This window comes from Pedobacter sp. MR22-3 (assembly GCF_026240075.1).
Classification (GTDB): Bacteria; Bacteroidota; Bacteroidia; order Sphingobacteriales; family Sphingobacteriaceae; genus Pedobacter.
In genome coordinates this window covers 65,892-86,446 of sequence record NZ_JAPIVF010000002.1, presented here as the reverse complement: position 1 = coordinate 86,446, position 20,555 = coordinate 65,892, and the positions used below count along the sequence as shown (strand labels likewise).

Here is a 20,555-nt window from a genome sequence, read left to right as displayed (position 1 = left end):
ATAACAATTTTAAAAAACATTTTTTATCTAATTATTTTATCCATACATTTGCAGGCTAAAATTTTACAGTACTTTGAACCCATTAAAACAATTTTCTATACCGTTTACCGGACTAAAATTGGGAACTCATCAGTTTGATTATGAGCTTGATGACCGTTTTTTTAATGCCTTTGAGTATTCGTTAATTAAAAGTGGTAATTTAAAGGTTAACCTGGAACTTGATAAGCAAGAGACCATGTTACTCTTAAAATTTAAGGTTATTGGAACATTAAATTTAGATTGCGATAAATGCTTATCGGAATTTGCTTACCCGGTTAACTTATACGAAAGACAAATCGTAAAATTTGCAGGAGATGAGCTGGAAAGCGATGACGAAGAAATCATTTCGCTAAGCCGTAAAGATTCTGAGATTGATATATCAGGTCCATTATACGAAATGATTAACGTTTCTGTACCTTATATCAAAAACTGCGAGCAGGCAGATAAAGAGTGTGATCAGGAAATGATTGATCGCTTAGCGCAACTCTCTATTGATAAGCAGGCAGAAGAAAATGAACAAACAAGCGACCCACGTTGGGAAGCCCTTAATAAGTTAAAAAAATAATTAGATTATACACCAATGGCACATCCAAAACGGAAAATCTCGAAACAGAGAAAAAATAAAAGAAGAACACACTACAAAGCAGTGACACCTTCTTTGGCAACTTGCGCAGCAACAGGTGCTATTCACGTACCTCACCGTGCATACAACGTTGATGGTAACCTATACTATAACGGTAAATTGGTTATCGAAAATACTCAAATCGGGTAATTTTCTTAAGAAATTGTTTGTGTTTTCAGCGGCTTTAGTCATACCTTAGTCCACTGAAAATTTAGGATTGAACCTAACTTAACACAAACAGATTTTTTCGATGAAAATAGGCCTCGACATAATGGGCGGAGACTATGCTCCCAAAGCAATCGTTTTGGGAGCAATAGCAGCTCATCAATCGCTAAACGCCGGAGAACATATTGTTCTTATCGGTGATACCGAACAGATTAAACCCATTCTCGCTGAAGAAGGCTTTAATCCGGATCATTTTGAATACGTTCATACTGATGAAGTTATTGGTATGGGCGAACATCCCACCAAAGCAATTGTTCAGAAACCAAATTCGAGCATTGCAGTTGGTTTTAACCTTTTAAAAGAGGGTAAAATCGATTCATTCGCCAGTGCAGGTAATTCTGGGGCAATGCTGGTTGGCGCTGTATTTAGCGTTAAAACCATTCCGGGCATTATCCGCCCATGTTTATGTTCCATACTCCCAAAACTTAAAGGTGGTACAGGCTTGTTATTGGATGTTGGCGCCAATGCAGATTGTAAGCCAGATATCTTATTGCAGTTTGGCGTTTTAGGCAGCCTATATGCTGAAAATTTATTTAAAATAGATCATCCTAGAGTGGCCTTAATGAACATTGGTGAGGAAGATGAAAAAGGGAATATGCTCAGTATGGCTACATTTCCACTGATGAAGGAGACCAGTTTGTTTAATTTTGTAGGTAATGTAGAAGGAAGGGATCTCTTTAATGATAAATCAGATGTAATTGTTTGCGATGGCTTTACCGGAAATGTTATGCTTAAACTGGCAGAATCTTTCTACGTGATCACCATCAAAAAGGGATTAAAAGATGAATTTTTTGACCGGTTTAACTACGAACAGTATGGCGGAAGTCCGGTTTTAGGTGTTAATGCTCCTGTTGTTATCGGACATGGAATTTCCAGCCCGCTGGCTGTTAAAAATATGGTTCTTCAATCCCGGGAAATGATTACCACAGGATTGGTAGAAAAAATTAGAATGGCATTTAAATAATAAAAAAAATTCTTAAAATGAGTAAAATTCATGCTGCTATTACAGCAGTAAATGGTTACGTTCCAGACTATGTGCTCACCAATGAAGAGTTAGAAACCATGGTTGATACCTCTGATGAATGGATTACGAGCAGAACGGGTATTAAGGAACGTAGAATTTTAAAGGGCGAAGGCTTAGGTACATCAGATATGGCAGTTCATGCCGTAAATGGCCTGCTTAAGAAAAGGGGAATAGATGCAAAGGAAATTGAACTGATTATTTTTTGCACGACAACACCTGATTTTACTTTTCCGGCGACAGCCAATGTGTTAGCCGATAAAATTGGTGCCACTAACGCCTGGGGTTACGATTTACAGGCAGCATGTTCTGGTTTTATCTTCGGTTTAGCAACTGGTGCATCTTTTGTAGAATCTGGAAGACATAAAAAAGTTTTGGTTGTTGGTGGCGATAAAATGTCATCCATTATCAATTATGAAGACCGTACCACCTGCATCATCTTTGGTGATGGTTGTGGTTGCGCACTACTGGAGCCTAATGAAGAAGGCCTGGGTGTTCAGGATTCCATTCTTAGAACAGATGGTGCTGGAAGAGATTTCCTGGGCATGAAAGCAGGAGGTTCTGTTCAGCCGGCCACGCATGAAAGCATTGATGCTAAATTACATTACGCCCACCAGGAGGGCCCTACAGTATTCAAATTTGCCGTAACCAATATGGCAGATGTTGCTGCTGAAATTATGGAACGCAATAATTTAACGGCTGAAGATGTGGCATGGTTGGTTCCGCACCAGGCAAACAAACGGATTATTGATGCGACCGCAAACCGCATGGGGGTTACTACCGATAAAGTAATGATCAATATTGAGCGTTACGGAAATACCACCAATGGTACCATTCCATTGTGCTTATGGGAATGGGAAAGCAGGTTAAAAAAAGGCGATAACATCGTTTTGGCTGCTTTTGGTGGTGGTTTTACATGGGGATCAATTTACCTCAAATGGGCTTACGATTCGAACTAGTCCTCAGCCGGAAGTCGAAAGTCTTCAGTCTGTTAACTATAAAATTTAAAACAAAAAAAGTATAACTTAGTTAATTCATTATACACTATTTTTTACATAACAAGGATTAAAAAATGGATATCAAACAAATACAGGAACTGATTAAATTTGTTTCTCGTTCTGGAGTAAACGAAGTTGCTATTGAGCAGGAAAACTTCAAGATTACGATTAAAACAAACCAGGCACCAACAGTTGTGCATGCTACCGTACCACAAGCACCGCTTGTACAGGCAGCAGCTCCGGTTGCTACGGCTCCTACCGCTCCGGTCGCAGCAACACCTGCTGTTCCAGCTGCTGAAGAAGATGCATCAAAATATATTACGATTAAATCTCCGATGATTGGTACTTTTTACCGTTCAGCAAGTCCCGAAAAACCAATGTTTGTAAATGTTGGCGATGAGGTTGGCATTGGTAAGGTTGTTTGTATCATTGAGGCAATGAAGCTTTTTAATGAAATTGAAAGTGAAGTTTCAGGTCGTATCGTTAAAATTCTGGTTGATAATGCATCTCCGGTAGAATATGATCAACCATTATTTTTAGTAGAACCTATTTAGAAGCTGATTTCACAGATTAATTTGATTTCACAGATTTTTGATCATACCGTTAAACCGGTGTAATCGTTTAAATCTATGTAATCCTAAATTAAAAATTATGTTTAAAAAAATACTGATTGCCAACAGAGGGGAAATTGCATTACGCATTATCCGTACCTGTAAGGAAATGGGCATCAAAACAGTTGCTGTTTACTCTACCGCCGATCGCGAAAGTTTACATGTACGTTTTGCTGATGAGGCTGTTTGTATTGGTCCTCCACCAAGTAAAGATTCTTATTTAAATATTCCAAATATCATATCGGCCGCAGAATTAACCAACGCTGATGCCATACATCCGGGTTACGGTTTCCTGTCAGAAAATGCTAAGTTTTCTAACATTTGCCGTGAATACAACATCAAATTTATTGGTGCCACACCAGAGCAAATTAACGGGATGGGCGATAAAGCTTCTGCAAAAGAAACGATGAAAATTGCAGGTGTACCAACTATTCCGGGATCAGAAGGCTTACTTACCAGTGTTAAAGAAGGTATAGCTATTGCCAACGAAATGGGTTATCCGGTTATTTTAAAAGCTACTGCCGGTGGTGGTGGCCGTGGAATGCGCGTGGTTTGGAAAGATGAAGATTTCGAAAATGCATGGGATAGTGCACGTCAGGAATCTGGAGCTGCATTTGGTAATGATGGTTTGTATTTGGAAAAATATATTGAAGATCCCCGTCACATTGAAATCCAGATTATTGGTGACCAGTTTGGCAAAGCCTGTCACTTGTCAGAACGTGATTGTTCTATTCAACGCCGTCACCAGAAATTAGTGGAAGAATCTCCATCACCATTTATGACGGAAGAACTTCGTGTAAGAATGGGTGAAGCCGCGATTAAAGGGGCCATGGCTGTAAATTATGAAGGTGCCGGTACCATCGAATTTTTGGTTGATAAACACCGTAACTTCTACTTTATGGAAATGAACACCCGTATTCAGGTAGAACATCCGGTAACGGAAGAAGTCATTAACTTCGATTTAATTAAAGAACAAATCAAAGTTGCTGCCGGAATTCCGATTTCGGGTAAAAACTATTTCCCGGATATGCACGCCATTGAGTGTCGTATCAATGCCGAAGATCCTGCAAATAACTTCCGTCCTTCACCTGGAAGGATTACGAACTTCCATTCACCAGGTGGACATGGTGTTCGGGTAGATACCCACGTTTATGCTGGTTATTCTATTCCTTCAAATTACGATTCAATGATTGCAAAACTGATTTGTGTGGCACAAACCCGCGAAGAAGCCATTTGCACAATGGAACGTGCTTTAGGTGAATTTGTAATCGAAGGGATCAAAACCACCATCCCATTCCATTTACAATTGATGAAAGACCCTAATTTCAGAGCAGGAAATTTCACCACTAAATTCATGGAAACATTTGAATTTGCAGAATAAAATATACTGATAGATCAATTATTAATCCCATTTTGTTTTATCAAAATGGGATTTTTTGCTTATTTAAATTTAGATTTTTTTTCATTAAATTTGATTATGGAAACATTAATTGTACATCCCGAAAATAAAGCTCAATTAAATGCTGTAAAACAAGTTTTGAAAGCGATGAAAATTTCTTTCGAAAAGGAAGAGAAACCATACAATCCTGAGTTTGTTGCAAAAATCCAAGAATCAGATCAAAATTACAGGGATGGCAAATTTAAGATTATAAAAGTAGATGATTTATGGAAATAGCCTTTGATGAAGTTGCCGAAAATGATCTTCTTTTTTGGAAAAAATCTGGCAATAAGGCTATTCAAAATAAAATTCAAGAATTAATACAATCTATTGTAGCTACTCCTTTTTCTGGTATAGGGAAACCAGAAGCTCTAAAACACAATCTGACAGGAAAGTGGTCGAGAAGAATCAATTCACAACATAGAATTATTTATGAAGTTTTAGAAGATAAGCAGATTATTAAAATACATTCATTAAAAGGCCATTATCACTAATTATTGACGTCAGCACCTGAAATTTTTAATAAAAGCCTAAACTATTTCTATATTTAACACGTAAATACCATTCTATTCATTTAGAATGGTATTTTTGTTTTCAACATGAGCGACACTACAGAAAAAACATCCCTACGCAAAGCAATCGGGCAAAAAGGAACAACACTGGAAGCAGAAATGTCTTTTTTTGATCACCTTGATGTACTCCGTAAACATTTAATCAGAGCCGTAATTGCCATTGGTGTATTTACAGGTATCGCCTTCTATTTCAATGAAGAAATTTTAGACAAAGTTATTTTCGGACCTAAAAAACCTGATTTCTGGACCTATAGAATGATGTGCAAACTGGTTGAAAATTTTCCATCACTCGGTAAAGATATGTGTATCACTAAAATTAATGGTGAGATTATCAATACTGAAATGGCTGGTCAGTTTAATCTGCAGCTCAATGTGTGCGTAATGTGTGGCATTATTGCAGGCTTCCCCTATCTTCTCTGGGAAATCTGGCGTTTCATTAAACCAGCGCTACACGATAATGAACGGAAATCTGCCAGCGGATTTGTCTTTTTCGCATCCATCCTGTTTATCATTGGTATTCTTTTCGGCTATTTCGTGGTTTGTCCGCTTTCGGTTAATTTCCTAACAGGCTATACCGTAAGTGCAGAAATTAAAAATACTTTTACCGTAGATTCTTATCTTTCTTCTGTTGCCACATTAACTTTAGGAACAGGTATCATTTTCGAGCTTCCGGTCATTATTTTCATTTTATCGAAATTGGGATTAATGACGCCTAAACTGATGAGATCAAGCAGAAGATATGCCGCCGTGATTATTCTGATTATAGCTGCCATTGTAACGCCAACTCCGGATATCATGACGATGCTGATTGTGGCCACACCTTTATTCTTATTATATGAATTAAGTATTTTCGTATCTGCATACATCGAAAGAAAGAAGAAAAAAGCAGATGCTGCTTTCTATGCTAACTAACAAAAACATTACGAACAGATTTTATAATTCTGTATAAATTTGAACATGTCTGAGACTAAAATTAAAATCGCCATTGGAGGTGATCATGCAGGCTTTGAATACAAGGAAATACTTAAGGATTTTCTAAAAGATTATGAAGTAAAAGATTTTGGACCACATTCTGCTGTTTCAGTTGATTATCCTGACTTTGCACACCCCCTGGCCTCCTCAGTAGAAAAAGGCGAATTTACTTATGGTATACTGCTTTGCGGTTCTGCAAATGGTGTGGCCATTACCGCGAATAAACATAACGGAATCAGGGCAGGCTTATGCTGGGAGAATGAAGTGGCCGCTTTGGTTCGAAAGCATAACAATGCCAACATCTTATGTATCCCAGCCAGATTTGTTTCAATAGCACAGGCCAAAGAAATCACCAACACTTTTTTAAATACTGCATTTGAAGGTGGCCGTCATCAAAACAGAATTGAAAAAATTTCATGTTAACCCTATTCACTCAACTAACCATTACCCATAATGAATAAAAGATTTTTAACCCTTGGGCTAGCCTCACTACTTAGTGTTTCCTGCTTTGCACAAGTTAAACCACTGGTGCCAAACAAAGATGCCATCAGATTCAGCAAGGCTATTAATCCTGAAACGGCATTCAAACACCTTTCTGTTCTAGCTTCTGATGCATATGAAGGACGGGAAACCGGGAAAAAAGGTGCCTGGATGGCTGCAGATTACATTCGCGATTATTTTAAATCAATCGGATTAAAAGGACCAGTTGACGGCAGTTACTTCCAGAAAATTGACCTTGCCAGTTATGTGGTTAGTGAAAGTATGTTCACCATCAACGGACAGCCAAAACAAGCATACAAAGATTATCTGATTACCAGTAATGCCGTAGGTTTAAATGGCTTCACTTTCAGTGCAGATGAAGTTGTTTTTGCAGGTTATGGAATTTCTAAAGATGGTTTTAACGAATATGATGGCCTTAACATTGAAGGCAAAGTCGTGATGATTTTTGGATCGGGAGACCCAACTTTGAAAGCTACGGATAAAACAGACAGACGCGCAGCCATGATGGCGAGGCAAAAAAAATTAAATTACCTGGCCCAAAATAAGGCAAAAGCAGTAATTGTAATTGACCCTGCTGTTGATCAGATCTCTCCGGAACGCAAAGCAGCCTATGAAGCGGGCCAAGTGATAATGAGAACAGAAGAAGTGGTAGAGCGCATGAAAAAACAAAACCCTTTTACTATCATCAGCATTTCTACAGCTACTGCAAATGAAATTTTAAAAGCGGCAAATACTTCTGTTGATGCTTTTCAGAAAAAGACAGCTGAAACAACAAAACCAGCATCTCAAACCATCAATGTTGCCCTTTCTGCAAGTGCAATGAAAAAAGGAATGGCTGTTCGTGGAGAAAACGTATTGGGTTATTTAGAAGGTTCTGATCCTAAACTTAAAAAAGAAGTGCTGGTATTAACTGGTCATTACGATCATATTGGAATTACACCTGAAGTAGAAGGGCCAGACAAAATTAATAACGGCGCAGATGATGACGGATCAGGCACCACTGGTGTTCTTTTAATGGCTAAAGCATTTACTGATGCAAAAAAAGCAGGTAAAGGCCCGAAACGGAGCATTTTATTTATGACCGTAGTAGGAGAAGAAAAAGGTTTGTGGGGTTCTGATTGGTACTCGCAACATCCTGTTTTTCCGGTAGAGAATACCATTGCAGATTTAAATACAGATATGATTGGCCGTATCGGCGAGGAGTATCTTGGAAAACCTGATTCTGCCAATTATATTTATTCTGTAGGTTCAAAAATGTTGAGTTCTGATTTAGGCAAGTTAAGTGAACAGGTAAATGCAACTTATACTAAAATGAAACTGGATTATAAATATGATGATCCTCAGGATACCCAGCGCATTTATTACCGTTCAGATCATTATAACTTTGCTAAACTGGGTATTCCAATTATTTTCTATTATGACGGAATGCTGGAACAGGATTACCATAGGCCGGGGGATGAAGTCAGCAAGATTAACTTCACTCTATTGACAAAAAGGGCAAAATTAACTTACTACACTGCCTGGGAATTGGCTAATGGTGCGAAAAGACCAGCCGTTGATTTAGATGGAAAAGGAAATCCTAAGAAATAATAAAGTCATAAAATTAAGCCTCCTGATATTCGGGAGGCTTTTTTATGCACATTACTTTTGGCGGCAATAGAAATTCATATCTTTGGTTTATGATGAAGACAGCCGAGGAATTTTTAGAAAAATCTGATGAAAAAGCTTTCGATTTACCGCATCGTAAAACCATAAATTATAATATTGGCAAATACAATACGGCAGTAGAACGTGGATTATCAAAATTCGAAAACCTCGAGGCATCTAAAAAGAAGGCTCACGTGATCAAATGGCGTGTGATGGAGAATCTGGATAAATTCCTGCCTGAGTTTGAATCAAATTTTCAACGTCGAGGAGGCAAAGTCATCTGGGCAAATGATGCCGAAGAAGCCCAGCGGGAGATCCTGAACATCATCCAACGCAATAATGGCAAAACGGTAATCAAATCAAAATCGATGACCACCGAGGAAATTCACCTGAATGATTTCCTGGAAAGTAACCAAATCGAATCTTTAGAAAGCGATTTAGGTGAATACATTGTGCAATTGCTGGGACAAGCACCTTATCATATTGTTACGCCAGCCATGCACCTGAGTGCAACCGACATCGCCAAATTGTTTCATGATAAATTCGGTACGCCTATAGATGCCACGCCACCACAGCTCGTTCAAAAAGCACGTGAATTGCTTCGCGATAAATATTTAAAAGCAGATATCGGCATCAGTGGTGGGAACTTCCTGATTGCTGATACCGGCAGTATTGCGCTTACTGAAAATGAAGGGAATGCCCGTTTAAGTACCACTTTCCCAAAAATACATATTGCTATTGTGGGTATTGAAAAGGTAATCCCTTCCATGGCAGATTTAGATTTATTCTGGCCGCTGCTGGCCTCACACGGAACCGGACAAAACTTAACGGTTTACAATACCATTTTAAGTGGCCCGCGTCAGCCAAATGAAACCGATGGCCCTGAAGAAATGTACGTTATCCTTTTAGATAACGGCCGTACAAATTTACTTGCTCAAAAAGACCAGCGCCAGGGCCTATACTGCATCCGTTGCGGCGCATGTTTAAATGCCTGTCCGGTTTATAAAAACATTGGTGGTCATACCTATAACACTACCTATAGCGGACCAATTGGCGCTGTAATTACGCCGCACCTTAAAGGCATGGAAGAGTTTAAACACTTAAGTTATGCCTCAAGTTTGTGCGGAAAATGTTCAGAAGTTTGTCCGGTTAAAATTGACATCCACAAGATGCTTTTGCTGAACCGCAGAGATGCTGCGACAGCACATGAAAACGGTAAGGTGGAAGAAATGGGCTGGGGAATGTTTAACCGGATGATGCAGAAACGTAAATGGATGGATTTCTTCGGCGGAAAGTTTAAAAATTTTATGCTTAAATCCTTTTTTAAAAAAAGTTGGGGTAAATATCGTGAAATGCCAAAGGTTGCCGATAAATCTTTCGCAAAACAATGGGAGGAGTTGAAGAAAAGTAAGGAGTCTTGAGTCCAGAGTCATTAGTCAAAATAACCAGATATGCAATTTCACAGAGGAGATAAAGACGACAAATTCTTACTGAATTTATATAAAAAGCTGCTTTATCCCCGTTTGGTAGAAGAGAAAATGCTGAAATTATTGCGCCAGGGCAGAATTGGAAAATGGTTTTCGGGTATTGGTCAGGAAGCCATCGCAGTAGGCAGCACTTTGGCGATGCATAATGATGAATATATTTTACCCATGCACCGCAACCTGGGTGTTTTCACCTCGCGTGGTATTCCATTAAAAAAATTGGTGGCACAGTGGCAGGGCAAAATCACCGGCTTTACTAAGGGTCGCGACCGCTCTTTCCATTTTGGGACACAAGATTATAAAATTATTGGAATGATATCCCATCTCGGCCCGCAAATGGCCTTGGCTGATGGTATAGCATTGGCTGATGTATTACGCCAGCGGCCTAATGCTACACTGGTTTATACCGGAGAAGGTGCAACCAGTGAAGGCGATTTCCACGAAGCTGTAAATGTTGCCGCTGTTTGGAATCTTCCGGTTATTTTCCTCATTGAGAATAATGGTTACGGATTATCCACACCAAAATCAGAACAATTCAGCTGCAAAAATTTAGTTGATAAAGCCGTTGGCTATGGCATAGAAGGAATCCAAGTTGATGGCAACAACATTTTAGAAGTTTACGATACGATTGATCGTATTGCAACGGATATTCGTCAAAATCCGCGGCCGGTTTTATTGGAATGCATCACCTTCAGGATGCGTGGACACGAAGAAGCATCAGGTACTAAATACGTTCCTCAGGAATTATTTGAGGAATGGGAAAAGAAAGATCCGCTCAGCAATTATGAAGCTTATTTAATTGAGCAAGGTATTTTAACATCCGACTCAATCATTGATCTCAAAATTAAAAATAAACGGGACATTGAACTGGAAGTGGAAGAAGCCTTTAATGAACCGGAACCAGTGGCAGATACCCATCATGAAGAAGCTGATATGTATTTTCCCTTCACTCAACAGGTTACAGAACCGGAACACTCATCAACAGAAAAGCGATATCTGGATGCCATAAGCGAAGGACTGGACTTGGCCATGCAGAAATACCCCAATTTGGTTTTAATGGGACAAGACATTGCAGATTATGGAGGAGCCTTTAAAATTACAGATGGCTTTACCGCTAAATATGGTAAAGAAAGGGTAAGGAACACACCGATTTGCGAATCTGCCATTGTTGGTGCAGGCTTGGGTTTATCCATCAATGGCTACAAGGCTGTGGTAGAAATGCAATTTGCAGATTTTGTAACCGTTGGATTTAACCAGATTGTAAATAATTTAGCGAAAACACATTATCGGTGGGGTGAAAAGGCCGATGTAGTGATACGTATGCCTACAGGGGCTGGAACGGGTGCCGGACCATTTCACTCACAAAGCAATGAAGCCTGGTTCACCAAAACCCCGGGATTGAAAATTGTTTACCCCGCTTTTCCGGCTGATGCAAAAGGATTATTACTGGCTGCCATTGAAGACCCAAATCCTGTGCTTTATTTTGAGCATAAGTATTTATACAGAAGCTTAACCGCTCCTGTTCCCGATGGTTATTACACTACTGCCATTGGAAAGGCCGTTACTTTAAAAAAAGGCGAAAAGTTCACCATCATAACTTATGGTTTAGGCGTTCATTGGGCTTTAGATTACCTAAAAAACAATCCGGATAGCGATGCAACCTTAATTGATTTAAGAACATTGCAACCCTGGGATAAGGAAACTGTTGCCAAAGCAGTAAGAACCACAGGAAGAGTTTTAATTTTGCATGAGGACACGTTAACCAATGGATTTGGTGCTGAAATTTCAGCCTGGATCGGAGAACATTGTTTTACTGATTTGGATGCTCCGGTTATGCGATGCGCCAGTTTAGACACCGCAATTCCGATGAGTAAAATATTGGAGGAAGATTTTTTAGCGAAAGCAAGATTAGCGCAAACGATAGATAAGTTATTAAAATATTAAATAATTTTTGCCACGGAATACAGAAATTACGGAGGATATTAGTTGTCATTCCATCTCAATCTGTATTTCTGTGGCCAATTCATAAAAAGCACAAATGAACAATTTTAAAGTCAAAGGAAACATAGTTGATATCACAAACCGAAATATTTTCTTTGGCGAAGTGGAAGTTGAGGATGGAAAAATAAAGTATATAAACGCGATTTCCGAGGCAAAAGAAGATACTCATTTTATTTTGCCAGGATTCATCGACAGCCATGTACATATTGAAAGCAGCATGTTAATTCCGAGTGAATTTGCCAGATTAGCGGTTGTGCACGGAACAGTTTCTACCATTAGTGATCCACACGAAATTGCCAATGTTTGCGGCATGAAAGGTGTTGAGTTTATGATTGAAAACGGAAATACCGTACCTTTTAAGTTCAATTTTGGTGCACCCAGCTGCGTGCCGGCTACCATTTTTGAAACAGCAGGAGCCGAACTCAATCATGATGATGTTAGCAAGCTTTTAGAACGGCCGGAGATCAAATACCTGAGTGAAATGATGAATTTTCCGGGTGTGCTTTTTAAAGATGAAGAGGTTTTACAGAAAATTGCTTCTGCACATAAATTGGGCAAACCTGTAGACGGGCATGCCCCAGGTTTACGTGGTGATACCGTTCAACAGTATATTGATGCCGGTATTTCTACAGATCATGAATGTTTCACTGCTGAAGAAGCATTGGATAAATTACAGCGAGGGATGAAAATCCTCATCCGCGAGGGAAGTGCCGCTAAAAATTTCGATGCCCTGATCGGTTTATTAAATGAATGGCCCGACATGATGATGTTTTGCAGTGACGACAAACATCCTGATAGTCTGGTCGACAATCATATTAATGCACTTTGTGCAAGGGCAATAGATAAAGGAATTGATATTTTTAATGTTCTTCAGGCTGCGTGTATTAATCCGGTTCTTCATTATAAACTGGATGTTGGTACCCTAAAGCTTAATGATCCGGCAGATTTTATCGTGATCGAAGATCTGAAAAACTTCCAGGTTAAACAAACCTACATCAACGGCATATTGCTTGCTGAAAATGGAAAAACAGCTGGTGACTGGGTGAAGCACCTGCCTGATCAGGAATCAGTAAACCATTTCAGCTGCAGTTTCAAAAAAGAAGAAGATTTTGTTTATCCGTTTACAGACCAGCAGGAAATCCCAGTGATCGAAGCTTTAGACGGGCAGTTAATTACCAACAGGCTTTACTCCAAACCTCAGGTTTTAAATGGAAACATCGTCAGCGATTTGAAGAATGATGTATTAAAAATGGTGGTGGTGAATCGTTATCATAACGCCCCCATTGCTGTTTCCTTTGTGAAAAATTTTGGCCTCATAAAAGGCGCTATTGCATCCAGCGTAGCGCATGACAGTCATAACATCATTGCTGTTGGTGTAGATGACAAAAGCATTTGTGATGCAGTTAATCTGGTTATTAAAGAAACTGGTGGTGTAGTTGCATTAGGAGATGGGAAAGAAGAGGTTCTGCCTTTACCGGTAGCGGGTTTGATGAGTAACCAAAACGGCTATCAGGTGGCTGAGCGTTATACCTCAATTGATCAGTTTGCCAAGAAATTGGGTTCGACTTTGGTCGCTCCTTTCATGACACTTTCTTTTATGGCACTCTTAGTGATTCCACATTTAAAGCTGAGCGATAAAGGTTTATTTGATGGGGATAAGTTTGAGTTTGTGTAAGGCGTTCGTCACCCCGAATTTATTTCAGGGTCTTTTTTGTTGATAAAGATGCCGGAACAGTTCAGCAGGGCGATCGCGAAAAAATTATTCTACCACAAAAACCTCCGCTAAGGGATTAAACAGATACAAACGTTTATCATCCAGACAAATACAGCGGTAGCGCTTTCTGATTCGTTCTCCTTTGGTAAAACGCCGGCCATCTTTAATTTTAAAGTTAGCGTTAAGCGGAATTTGTTCTAAATGTAAAGTCTCCGTTTGATTGCGATCATACTTTTTTAAAACACGTGATAAATGCAGGTCAGAGCAACTTGATGCAGCCGGATTGGACATATAATTGTTTATGGCCTGATGAATATCTGCCGGAAAGATGTGCATATCAAAAAACGGAACCATCATCCGCTGGAAGTTTTTTTTCCACTCTGCACCATGAGGTTTTACTTTGTTCTTGAAATCGTTCCAGGTGAGTAAGTGCGCAAATTCATGGACAGTAGTTACCAGAAAGGCGTAATGATTGAGGTTAAAGTTTACCGAAATTCTGTGGCCCTTGCCCTGATAAGGATGGCGGTAATCGCCCAGTTTTGTAGAACGGGTTTTAGAGATTTTAAATTCGCACTGAAAATAATCAATCCACTTGGCAATTAGCGGTGCCGCGGGCTCGGGCATGTACTGCGCTAAAACTTTAACCTTTTCCACGGATGCTAAGATAAATAATTTTAAGGTTTAACCACAAAGGACACAAAGTTTTACACAGAGGAAACAGAATCTTCTTGTAGTGTATAACCACAGAGTGCACTAAGTTTACACAGAGAAAACGGAGATGTTTTAGTAACCATTAACAACTCTTTTGATCCCATCTTTCAATCTTAAAACATTAAAATTAATCAACAATCCAAACCTATAACCACCTAATTTCATATAAGTTAAGGTTTGTGCTAAATGAATATCATTTAAGCCTTCAACACTTTTCAATTCTAAAACCAACTTATTCTCTACCAAGAGATCAATTCGATAGCCACAATCCAAACTTACCTCTTCAAAGAACAAAGGCATTATTTTTTCTTTTTCAACCTGAAAACCTGCTTTATCAATTTTATAAAACAGACATTCCTTGTAAGCACTCTCAAGCAATCCAGGGCCAAGAGCTGTGTGAATATCTATAGCCAATCCAATAATGGTCCTAGTTAATAAATCCTCTTTCATAATCCTTTGTGTTCTCTGTGCCTCACTCTGTTCGCTCTGTGGTAAAAACATCGATCTATTCCTCGGATGGGAACAACGACGCCAGCACCAACTTAATCTCCCCGAAAGAATAATCCTTTCCCAAAAACTCCCTTATGGTAGCCATCGATTTTGTTTTCTGGCTTTCTACCGCATCCGTAATATTCTTAATTTTGTTAGGCTTTACCAGCTTACTCACATCTAATTGTTGTGTAGAAACATAATAGGCTAAATGGCCTTCAATGGTGCCCGCAGAAAAGCCACGTTCTTTGGCGATTTCATTAATAGTTTTTCCCTGCTCATAAAGTTCGAAGCTTACCAGCTTGGTATCAATTTTAGGCTCCTTTTTCTTTTTCTCCACTGCAGACTTTACCTTCAGTGTTTCACCTTTCAACTGAATGGCCTTTTGCAGCTGCCGGTTTCTTTCTGAGGCATTTAATAACGCATCTGTATCTGCCTTGCTAAACTCCTTACCATCGATAATTGCCTGCAGTAAGGCCTTGCTTTTATGCATTTTCTTCAGCTGTTCATACACCAGTATCTCCAGTTCCAGCAACTCTGTCAGATAAGTTTTAATCTGTTTTTCTTCTTTTACCGCCTCAATATGAGCTAATAACTGATCTGAAACACCCTTAATTAGCGGATTGAAATATTTTAATGCAGCCCCTACCCTTTTTGAAACATTAAATAAAGTGTGTTCAGTTTGTTGAGCGAACAGGTTTTTCAGTTGATTGATAAAGGTATCAGCCGTTGCCGCTATTTTCTGAAAATCACGGTAGAGATTCATCGTCCACTCATCATAACGCTGCTTGGTGGATTTGGCCTCACTTTTATCAAAAGTCTGAACATGTTCCTTCAGGTAATACCTCACCAGGTTCAGGTCAAAAGCCGACAATAAATAAGTTCTGATAAAATCATAGCTCTCCAAACTGATCCGCTGATTCAGCACTTCATTTGGTTGTTTCGTTTTAGAAAAATAATGAATATTCTGATCCTGCTGCAGACCGGTTTCACGCAGGTGAGAAGTTAATACCAAGCCTTTTAATGAACGTAAACGCGAAAGGGCAACATAAGCCTGTCCGGGTGCAAAAGCATCTCCAATATCGATGATGGCTTTATCAAAGGTTAAACCCTGACTTTTATGTACCGTAATGGCCCAGGCCAGTTTAATCGGATATTGTACAAATGAGCCAGCAACATTTTCATCGATTTCATTGGTCGCTTCATTCAGTTTATACTTGACATTTTCCCAGGTATAAGGCGAAATCTGAATCACCACCTTGTCTTCCGGCAATTCAATTTCTACCACATCCTTTTCAATATGATGAACCACACCTATTTTACCATTGTAATATCGCTTCTCGGCCGTCATATCATTTTTAATGAACATGATTTGTGCCCCCACTTTAAGTTCCAGGCGTTTATCATTGGGATAGGCATGTTCATTAAAATCACCGGTAATTTTGGCATCAAAGAAATAGGATTTCGTTTTTAACTGCGTTAACCTTTCTCTGTTAATTGTATCTGCCTTATTATTATGCGTGGTTAGCGTAATATAATTTTCATCAGTATCCGGTTTAAAATCCTGTCTGAAATGTTGCTTCAGCAAAGCCGTATCCTCAGCAGTAATCTGATTATTTCGTAAGTTGTTCAGTAAATTAATAAATACGCTATCATTCTGACGGTAGATTTTATCCAGCTCGATGTAAACCGGTGGATTTTCCTGCAAAGCCAGTGCATCAAAAAAATAAATGCTCTTATAAAAGCCGGCCATCACCCGCCATTCATCATTTTTCACTACTGGTGGCAACTGGTGCAAATCACCAATAAAAAGTAGCTGAACACCTCCGAAAGGTATATTTCTGTTTCTGCGGATATATCGAAGAGAAAAATCAATTGCATCCAGCATATCGGCACGCAACATACTGACTTCATCAATGACCAGTAATTCTAATTCCTGAATCATCCGCCGCTTATTGCCCTGCATATTTAAATGCTTCACAATGGTTTTGGGTGTATTAAAATTAAAAGTGATATTCTGACTGATAATACCTGCCGCCGCATCCGGAAAAAACGCACCAAACGGCAGCTGAAAAAGAGAATGAATGGTTACACCGGCGGCATTAATGGCAGCAATACCCGTTGGCGCACAAATCATTGCTTTTTTGTGCGTAAGCTGAATGAGTTTTCTTAAAAAGGTAGTTTTACCTGTACCAGCTTTCCCGGTTAAGAAAACGTGCTTAGCGGTATAATTCACAAATTTTGCCGCGATCTCAGCGGGCATAGATGTTTCTTCCAGAGTGGGCATTAGCAGTAAAATTTTAGTTGGTAATAAACGGAGGGACGAATAAAGCTAAACATTTTAGTACAAAACTAAAGAATGATTGATGAGAAAATTTAATTTTAGGTGGATATTTTTGGTCTAATGTTTATTTAATCGATAATATCATCATTCGCAGAATAAAAACCTCAATAGAATTACTGCATAAGCAAACTAAACCTGACAGAAACGGCAGCCTCCGATTTAAGCAACGGTTTATGCTATATTTTGGTGTGCTTGCTTGTTTCACAGGTTTTCTATCGGAGCTATTAGTGTATGGCAGGGCTTCAATAACAAATGAACCACTGTCCTTACTTTTCCAAATCATTTTCTAAATCTATCCACCTCAACAATAAAACAATACAACAACCTAACAATTAATGATAAAGCTTTTTATTATCTTTGCGGCCTGATGAAACAACAATACTCAAATCTTATCGCTGTTAAATTCCTTTAACCAGGTTTCATCTCCCTTTACACCCAACATTTTATTATGCTTAACCCTGAAATAGAAAAACGTAAAACCTTTGCCATTATTAGTCACCCCGATGCGGGCAAAACCACTTTGACGGAAAAATTCCTGCTCTTTGGTGGTGCGATCAATACTGCAGGTGCAGTAAAACGGAACAAAGCCAACCAAAGCAATACTTCCGACTTTATGGAAATTGAAAAGCAACGTGGTATCTCGGTGGCTACATCCGTAATGGGTTTTGAGTATAGTGGAAAACGGATCAACATCCTGGATACACCTGGTCACAAGGATTTTGCCGAAGATACTTACAGAACTTTATCAGCGGTAGACAGCGTTATTCTGGTGGTTGATTGTGTGAAAGGTGTTGAGGAACAAACAGAAAAGCTCATGTCGGTTTGCCGCATGCGGAACACCCCGGTTATCATCTTCATTAACAAAATGGACCGCGAAGGTAAAGAGGCTTATGATTTACTGGATGAAATTGAGGAAAAACTGAACATCAGCTTATGCCCGCTTTCATGGCCTATCGGACAGGGCCACACCTTTAAAGGCGTTTACAGCATTTACAATAAACACTTGAATTTATTCAATTCTGATAAAACAAAAGTAACCGATTCAGTTGTGGCGGCCAGTGACTTAAATGACCCCTCCTTATTAAATTACCTGAAGGAAAACGAAATCAACACCTTAAAAGATGATGTAGAACTGGTTGACGGCATTTATGGCAAAATCGACAAAGATTTATACACGGAAGGCTTAGTGGCACCGGTATTTTTTGGCAGTGCCATCAACAACTTCGGGATCAAAGAGCTTTTAGATACTTTTATTGATATCGCCCCTAGTCCGAGATTACGTGAGGCTGAAGAAAGAGATGTATTGGTTGAAGAGAAAAATTTCAGTGGATTTGTATTTAAAATTCATGCCAACCTTGATCCGAAACACCGCGACAGAATTGCTTTCCTGCGTATTTGTTCAGGCAAATTTGAGCGAAATAAATTTTACTACCATACCCGTCAGGATAAAAAACTGAAATTCTCCAATCCGATGGATTTCATGGCCAACGAGAAAAGTATTGTGGAAGAGGCCTGGCCAGGTGACGTGGTGGGTTTATATGATAGTGGCAACTTTAAAATTGGCGATACCTTAACTGAAGGCGAAAAACTGCAGTTTAAGGGCATTCCAAGTTTCTCTCCATCTATCTTTAAAGAAGTAGAAAACATGGATCCGATGCGCACCAAACAATTGGAAAAAGGTATTGAGCAGTTAACGGATGAAGGTGTGGCGCAGCTATTTGTAATGCAGCCCGGAAATCGTAAAGTAATTGGTGCCGTAGGTGAACTTCAGTTTGAGGTAATCAATTTCCGTTTGGAACATGAATATGGCGCAAAATGCCGTTTCCGTACCTTAAGTTATACCCGCTCAAGTTGGGTAACTTCAACTGATAAAAAGAAACTGGATGAATTTGTAAAACGTAAACAACAGCACATTGGCTTTGATAAAGAAGCCAATCCTGTTTATCTGGCTGATAGTGAATACATGATTAATTTAACTAAACAGGATTATCCGGATATCGATTTCCACAAAACAAGCGAGTTTAAGAGTTAGTTGGGAGTTTCCAGTCCTGAGGCTGAAGTTTAAATGACAGAAGAACCTGTAAGATTTATTTATGTACCCGTAACATAATCATAACTTAAGAACAGATTTTTGAACTCAAAAATTGTGTAGATTCGAGCGTTTTTATACCTAATACTGATGCACTTGATGAAAAATAAAATAAATTATTTTTTGGTTGTTTCTACACTTTTATTTGTGGTTTCCTGTAAGAAAGCTAATGATACGGTTCCAGTTCCTGAGCCTGTTAATCCTACAGAAATAGATAAGACAGAAGTAATAACCTGGAAATTCGATTCCTTTATTGTTGATGATCTTAACGTTAAACAAGTTTTTCCAGGAGCAATCTTCACCATCAGGGAGAATGGGAACGATCTTGAAGTAGTGTCGTTAAAAGATAAATATACCCCGTTGCCCATTACTGCTTCTACTTCTCTTGTTGGTGAGATCAACAACAGTTTTAAAGATGTTCCCTCCTCAGAAAAGATTGCTGCTTATGCCAAAAGCCTGCCGATTAAAAATGATAATGAAAGTCTGGCCTATACAGAAGATGAATTTAAGGATTATAATGTAATAAAGTATTATTTATCGAACAACGATGATGTAAAATCAATATTTGAAAAAATTGGAATTACAACATCTACAAGGATCACCAAAAAACACGCTGCATACTTTTTCTCCAACCATATTAAGTTTTCACTTGATATGGACTTGCCCACTAAAACCGAATTATTATCCATAGCGGATGTAGAAAAGATAAACACCACGAATAATGCATACTATATTAATAGTGTGATGTATGGAAATAATACTTTAATTTTAGCCGAAGCTGATACCGATTATGCCATCCTCAAAAATGCGCTAAAAGCCGTGCTTTTAAAACAGGAATTAACACCCGCACAAATTCAATCCTTAAGCACAGCAAAAGTTACTTTTTATGCCAGGGGAGGAAGCGAAAAGTCTTTTATCAAGATTGCTAAAGGCTCAGAAGAGATAAAAGCTGCAAACAAAGAATTTGAAATATTTAACAATACAGCCATTTCTTATCCCATTTCATATTCGCTACACTCGGTAAAAAATTTCACCTTGTTTAAACATGAAATAAAGGTTAATATGATTCATTAGTAA

19 protein-coding genes are annotated in these 20,555 nt (G+C 38.9%); 16 read left to right on the top strand and 3 right to left on the bottom strand.

Annotated features, from left to right (window positions below; translation table 11 throughout):
• Positions 1-73 precede the first annotated feature (73 nt).
• The 14 genes from OQ267_RS04185 to ade all read left to right on the top strand — a co-directional run bounded on the left by OQ267_RS04185 (position 74) and on the right by ade (position 13,806).
• Positions 74-604 (top strand): YceD family protein, encoded by a 531-nt coding sequence (locus OQ267_RS04185; RefSeq protein ID WP_265820257.1) that lies wholly within the window; start codon positions 74-76, stop codon positions 602-604.
• A 15-nt stretch (positions 605-619) separates the two neighbouring features.
• Positions 620-811: a 50S ribosomal protein L32 gene (rpmF, locus tag OQ267_RS22420; RefSeq protein WP_010600130.1), complete on the top strand. Its 192-nt coding sequence runs from the start codon at positions 620-622 to the stop codon at positions 809-811.
• A gap of 100 nt (positions 812-911) precedes the next feature.
• Positions 912-1,850: a phosphate acyltransferase PlsX gene (gene plsX / locus OQ267_RS04175; RefSeq protein WP_265820258.1), complete on the top strand. Its 939-nt coding sequence runs from the start codon at positions 912-914 to the stop codon at positions 1,848-1,850.
• Positions 1,851-1,867: 17 nt separating this feature from the next.
• A complete protein-coding gene (locus OQ267_RS04170; protein WP_088302562.1) occupies positions 1,868-2,866 on the top strand; it encodes a beta-ketoacyl-ACP synthase III in 999 nt (332 codons plus the stop codon).
• A gap of 113 nt (positions 2,867-2,979) precedes the next feature.
• A complete protein-coding gene (gene accB / locus OQ267_RS04165; protein ID WP_088302561.1) occupies positions 2,980-3,459 on the top strand; it encodes an acetyl-CoA carboxylase biotin carboxyl carrier protein in 480 nt (159 codons plus the stop codon).
• A 97-nt stretch (positions 3,460-3,556) separates the two neighbouring features.
• Positions 3,557-4,897: an acetyl-CoA carboxylase biotin carboxylase subunit gene (accC, locus tag OQ267_RS04160; protein WP_265835012.1), complete on the top strand. Its 1,341-nt coding sequence runs from the start codon at positions 3,557-3,559 to the stop codon at positions 4,895-4,897.
• Between the two features lie 96 nt (positions 4,898-4,993).
• Positions 4,994-5,191 (top strand): DUF2683 family protein, encoded by a 198-nt coding sequence (locus OQ267_RS04155; protein ID WP_265820261.1) that lies wholly within the window; start codon positions 4,994-4,996, stop codon positions 5,189-5,191.
• On the top strand, positions 5,182-5,448 hold the full coding sequence (locus OQ267_RS04150) for a Txe/YoeB family addiction module toxin (RefSeq protein WP_265835011.1): 267 nt from the start codon (positions 5,182-5,184) through the stop codon (positions 5,446-5,448). The genes OQ267_RS04155 and OQ267_RS04150 overlap by 10 nt, the downstream gene beginning before the upstream one ends.
• A 105-nt stretch (positions 5,449-5,553) precedes the next feature.
• Positions 5,554-6,438 (top strand): twin-arginine translocase subunit TatC, encoded by an 885-nt coding sequence (tatC, locus tag OQ267_RS04145; RefSeq protein ID WP_029287019.1) that lies wholly within the window; start codon positions 5,554-5,556, stop codon positions 6,436-6,438.
• 45 nt (positions 6,439-6,483) lie between these two features.
• On the top strand, positions 6,484-6,921 hold the full coding sequence (gene rpiB / locus OQ267_RS04140; protein WP_088302559.1) for a ribose 5-phosphate isomerase B: 438 nt from the start codon (positions 6,484-6,486) through the stop codon (positions 6,919-6,921).
• Positions 6,922-6,951: 30 nt separating this feature from the next.
• Positions 6,952-8,589, top strand: a complete 1,638-nt coding sequence (locus OQ267_RS04135; protein WP_088302558.1) for a M28 family peptidase — start codon at positions 6,952-6,954, stop codon at positions 8,587-8,589.
• An 89-nt stretch (positions 8,590-8,678) separates the two neighbouring features.
• The gene (locus tag OQ267_RS04130; RefSeq protein ID WP_265835010.1) at positions 8,679-10,067 is read left to right on the top strand and encodes a LutB/LldF family L-lactate oxidation iron-sulfur protein; all 1,389 of its coding nucleotides are present in this window, start codon (positions 8,679-8,681) and stop codon (positions 10,065-10,067) included.
• A gap of 30 nt (positions 10,068-10,097) precedes the next feature.
• Positions 10,098-12,074, top strand: a complete 1,977-nt coding sequence (locus OQ267_RS04125) for an alpha-ketoacid dehydrogenase subunit alpha/beta (protein ID WP_265835009.1) — start codon at positions 10,098-10,100, stop codon at positions 12,072-12,074.
• A gap of 94 nt (positions 12,075-12,168) precedes the next feature.
• The gene (ade, locus tag OQ267_RS04120; RefSeq protein WP_265835008.1) at positions 12,169-13,806 is read left to right on the top strand and encodes an adenine deaminase; all 1,638 of its coding nucleotides are present in this window, start codon (positions 12,169-12,171) and stop codon (positions 13,804-13,806) included.
• 84 nt (positions 13,807-13,890) lie between these two features.
• On the opposite strand, the gene OQ267_RS04115 is transcribed toward ade, so the two are convergent.
• The 3 genes from OQ267_RS04115 to OQ267_RS22380 form a co-directional block, all read right to left on the bottom strand.
• Positions 13,891-14,499, bottom strand: a complete 609-nt coding sequence (locus OQ267_RS04115) for a SprT-like domain-containing protein (RefSeq protein ID WP_265820266.1) — start codon at positions 14,497-14,499, stop codon at positions 13,891-13,893.
• A gap of 129 nt (positions 14,500-14,628) precedes the next feature.
• Positions 14,629-15,006 (bottom strand): GxxExxY protein, encoded by a 378-nt coding sequence (locus tag OQ267_RS04110; RefSeq protein WP_265835007.1) that lies wholly within the window; start codon positions 15,004-15,006, stop codon positions 14,629-14,631.
• A gap of 55 nt (positions 15,007-15,061) precedes the next feature.
• Positions 15,062-17,332 (bottom strand): helix-turn-helix domain-containing protein, encoded by a 2,271-nt coding sequence (locus OQ267_RS22380; protein ID WP_322974752.1) that lies wholly within the window; start codon positions 17,330-17,332, stop codon positions 15,062-15,064.
• Positions 17,333-17,837: 505 nt separating this feature from the next.
• Between OQ267_RS22380 and OQ267_RS04090 the strand changes: the two genes are divergently transcribed.
• Entirely contained in the window at positions 17,838-19,421 is a 1,584-nt protein-coding gene (locus OQ267_RS04090; RefSeq protein ID WP_088302554.1) for a peptide chain release factor 3, read from the top strand.
• A 156-nt stretch (positions 19,422-19,577) separates the two neighbouring features.
• The gene (locus tag OQ267_RS04085; RefSeq protein ID WP_265835006.1) at positions 19,578-20,552 is read left to right on the top strand and encodes a thiol-activated cytolysin family protein; all 975 of its coding nucleotides are present in this window, start codon (positions 19,578-19,580) and stop codon (positions 20,550-20,552) included.
• Positions 20,553-20,555 lie beyond the last annotated feature (3 nt).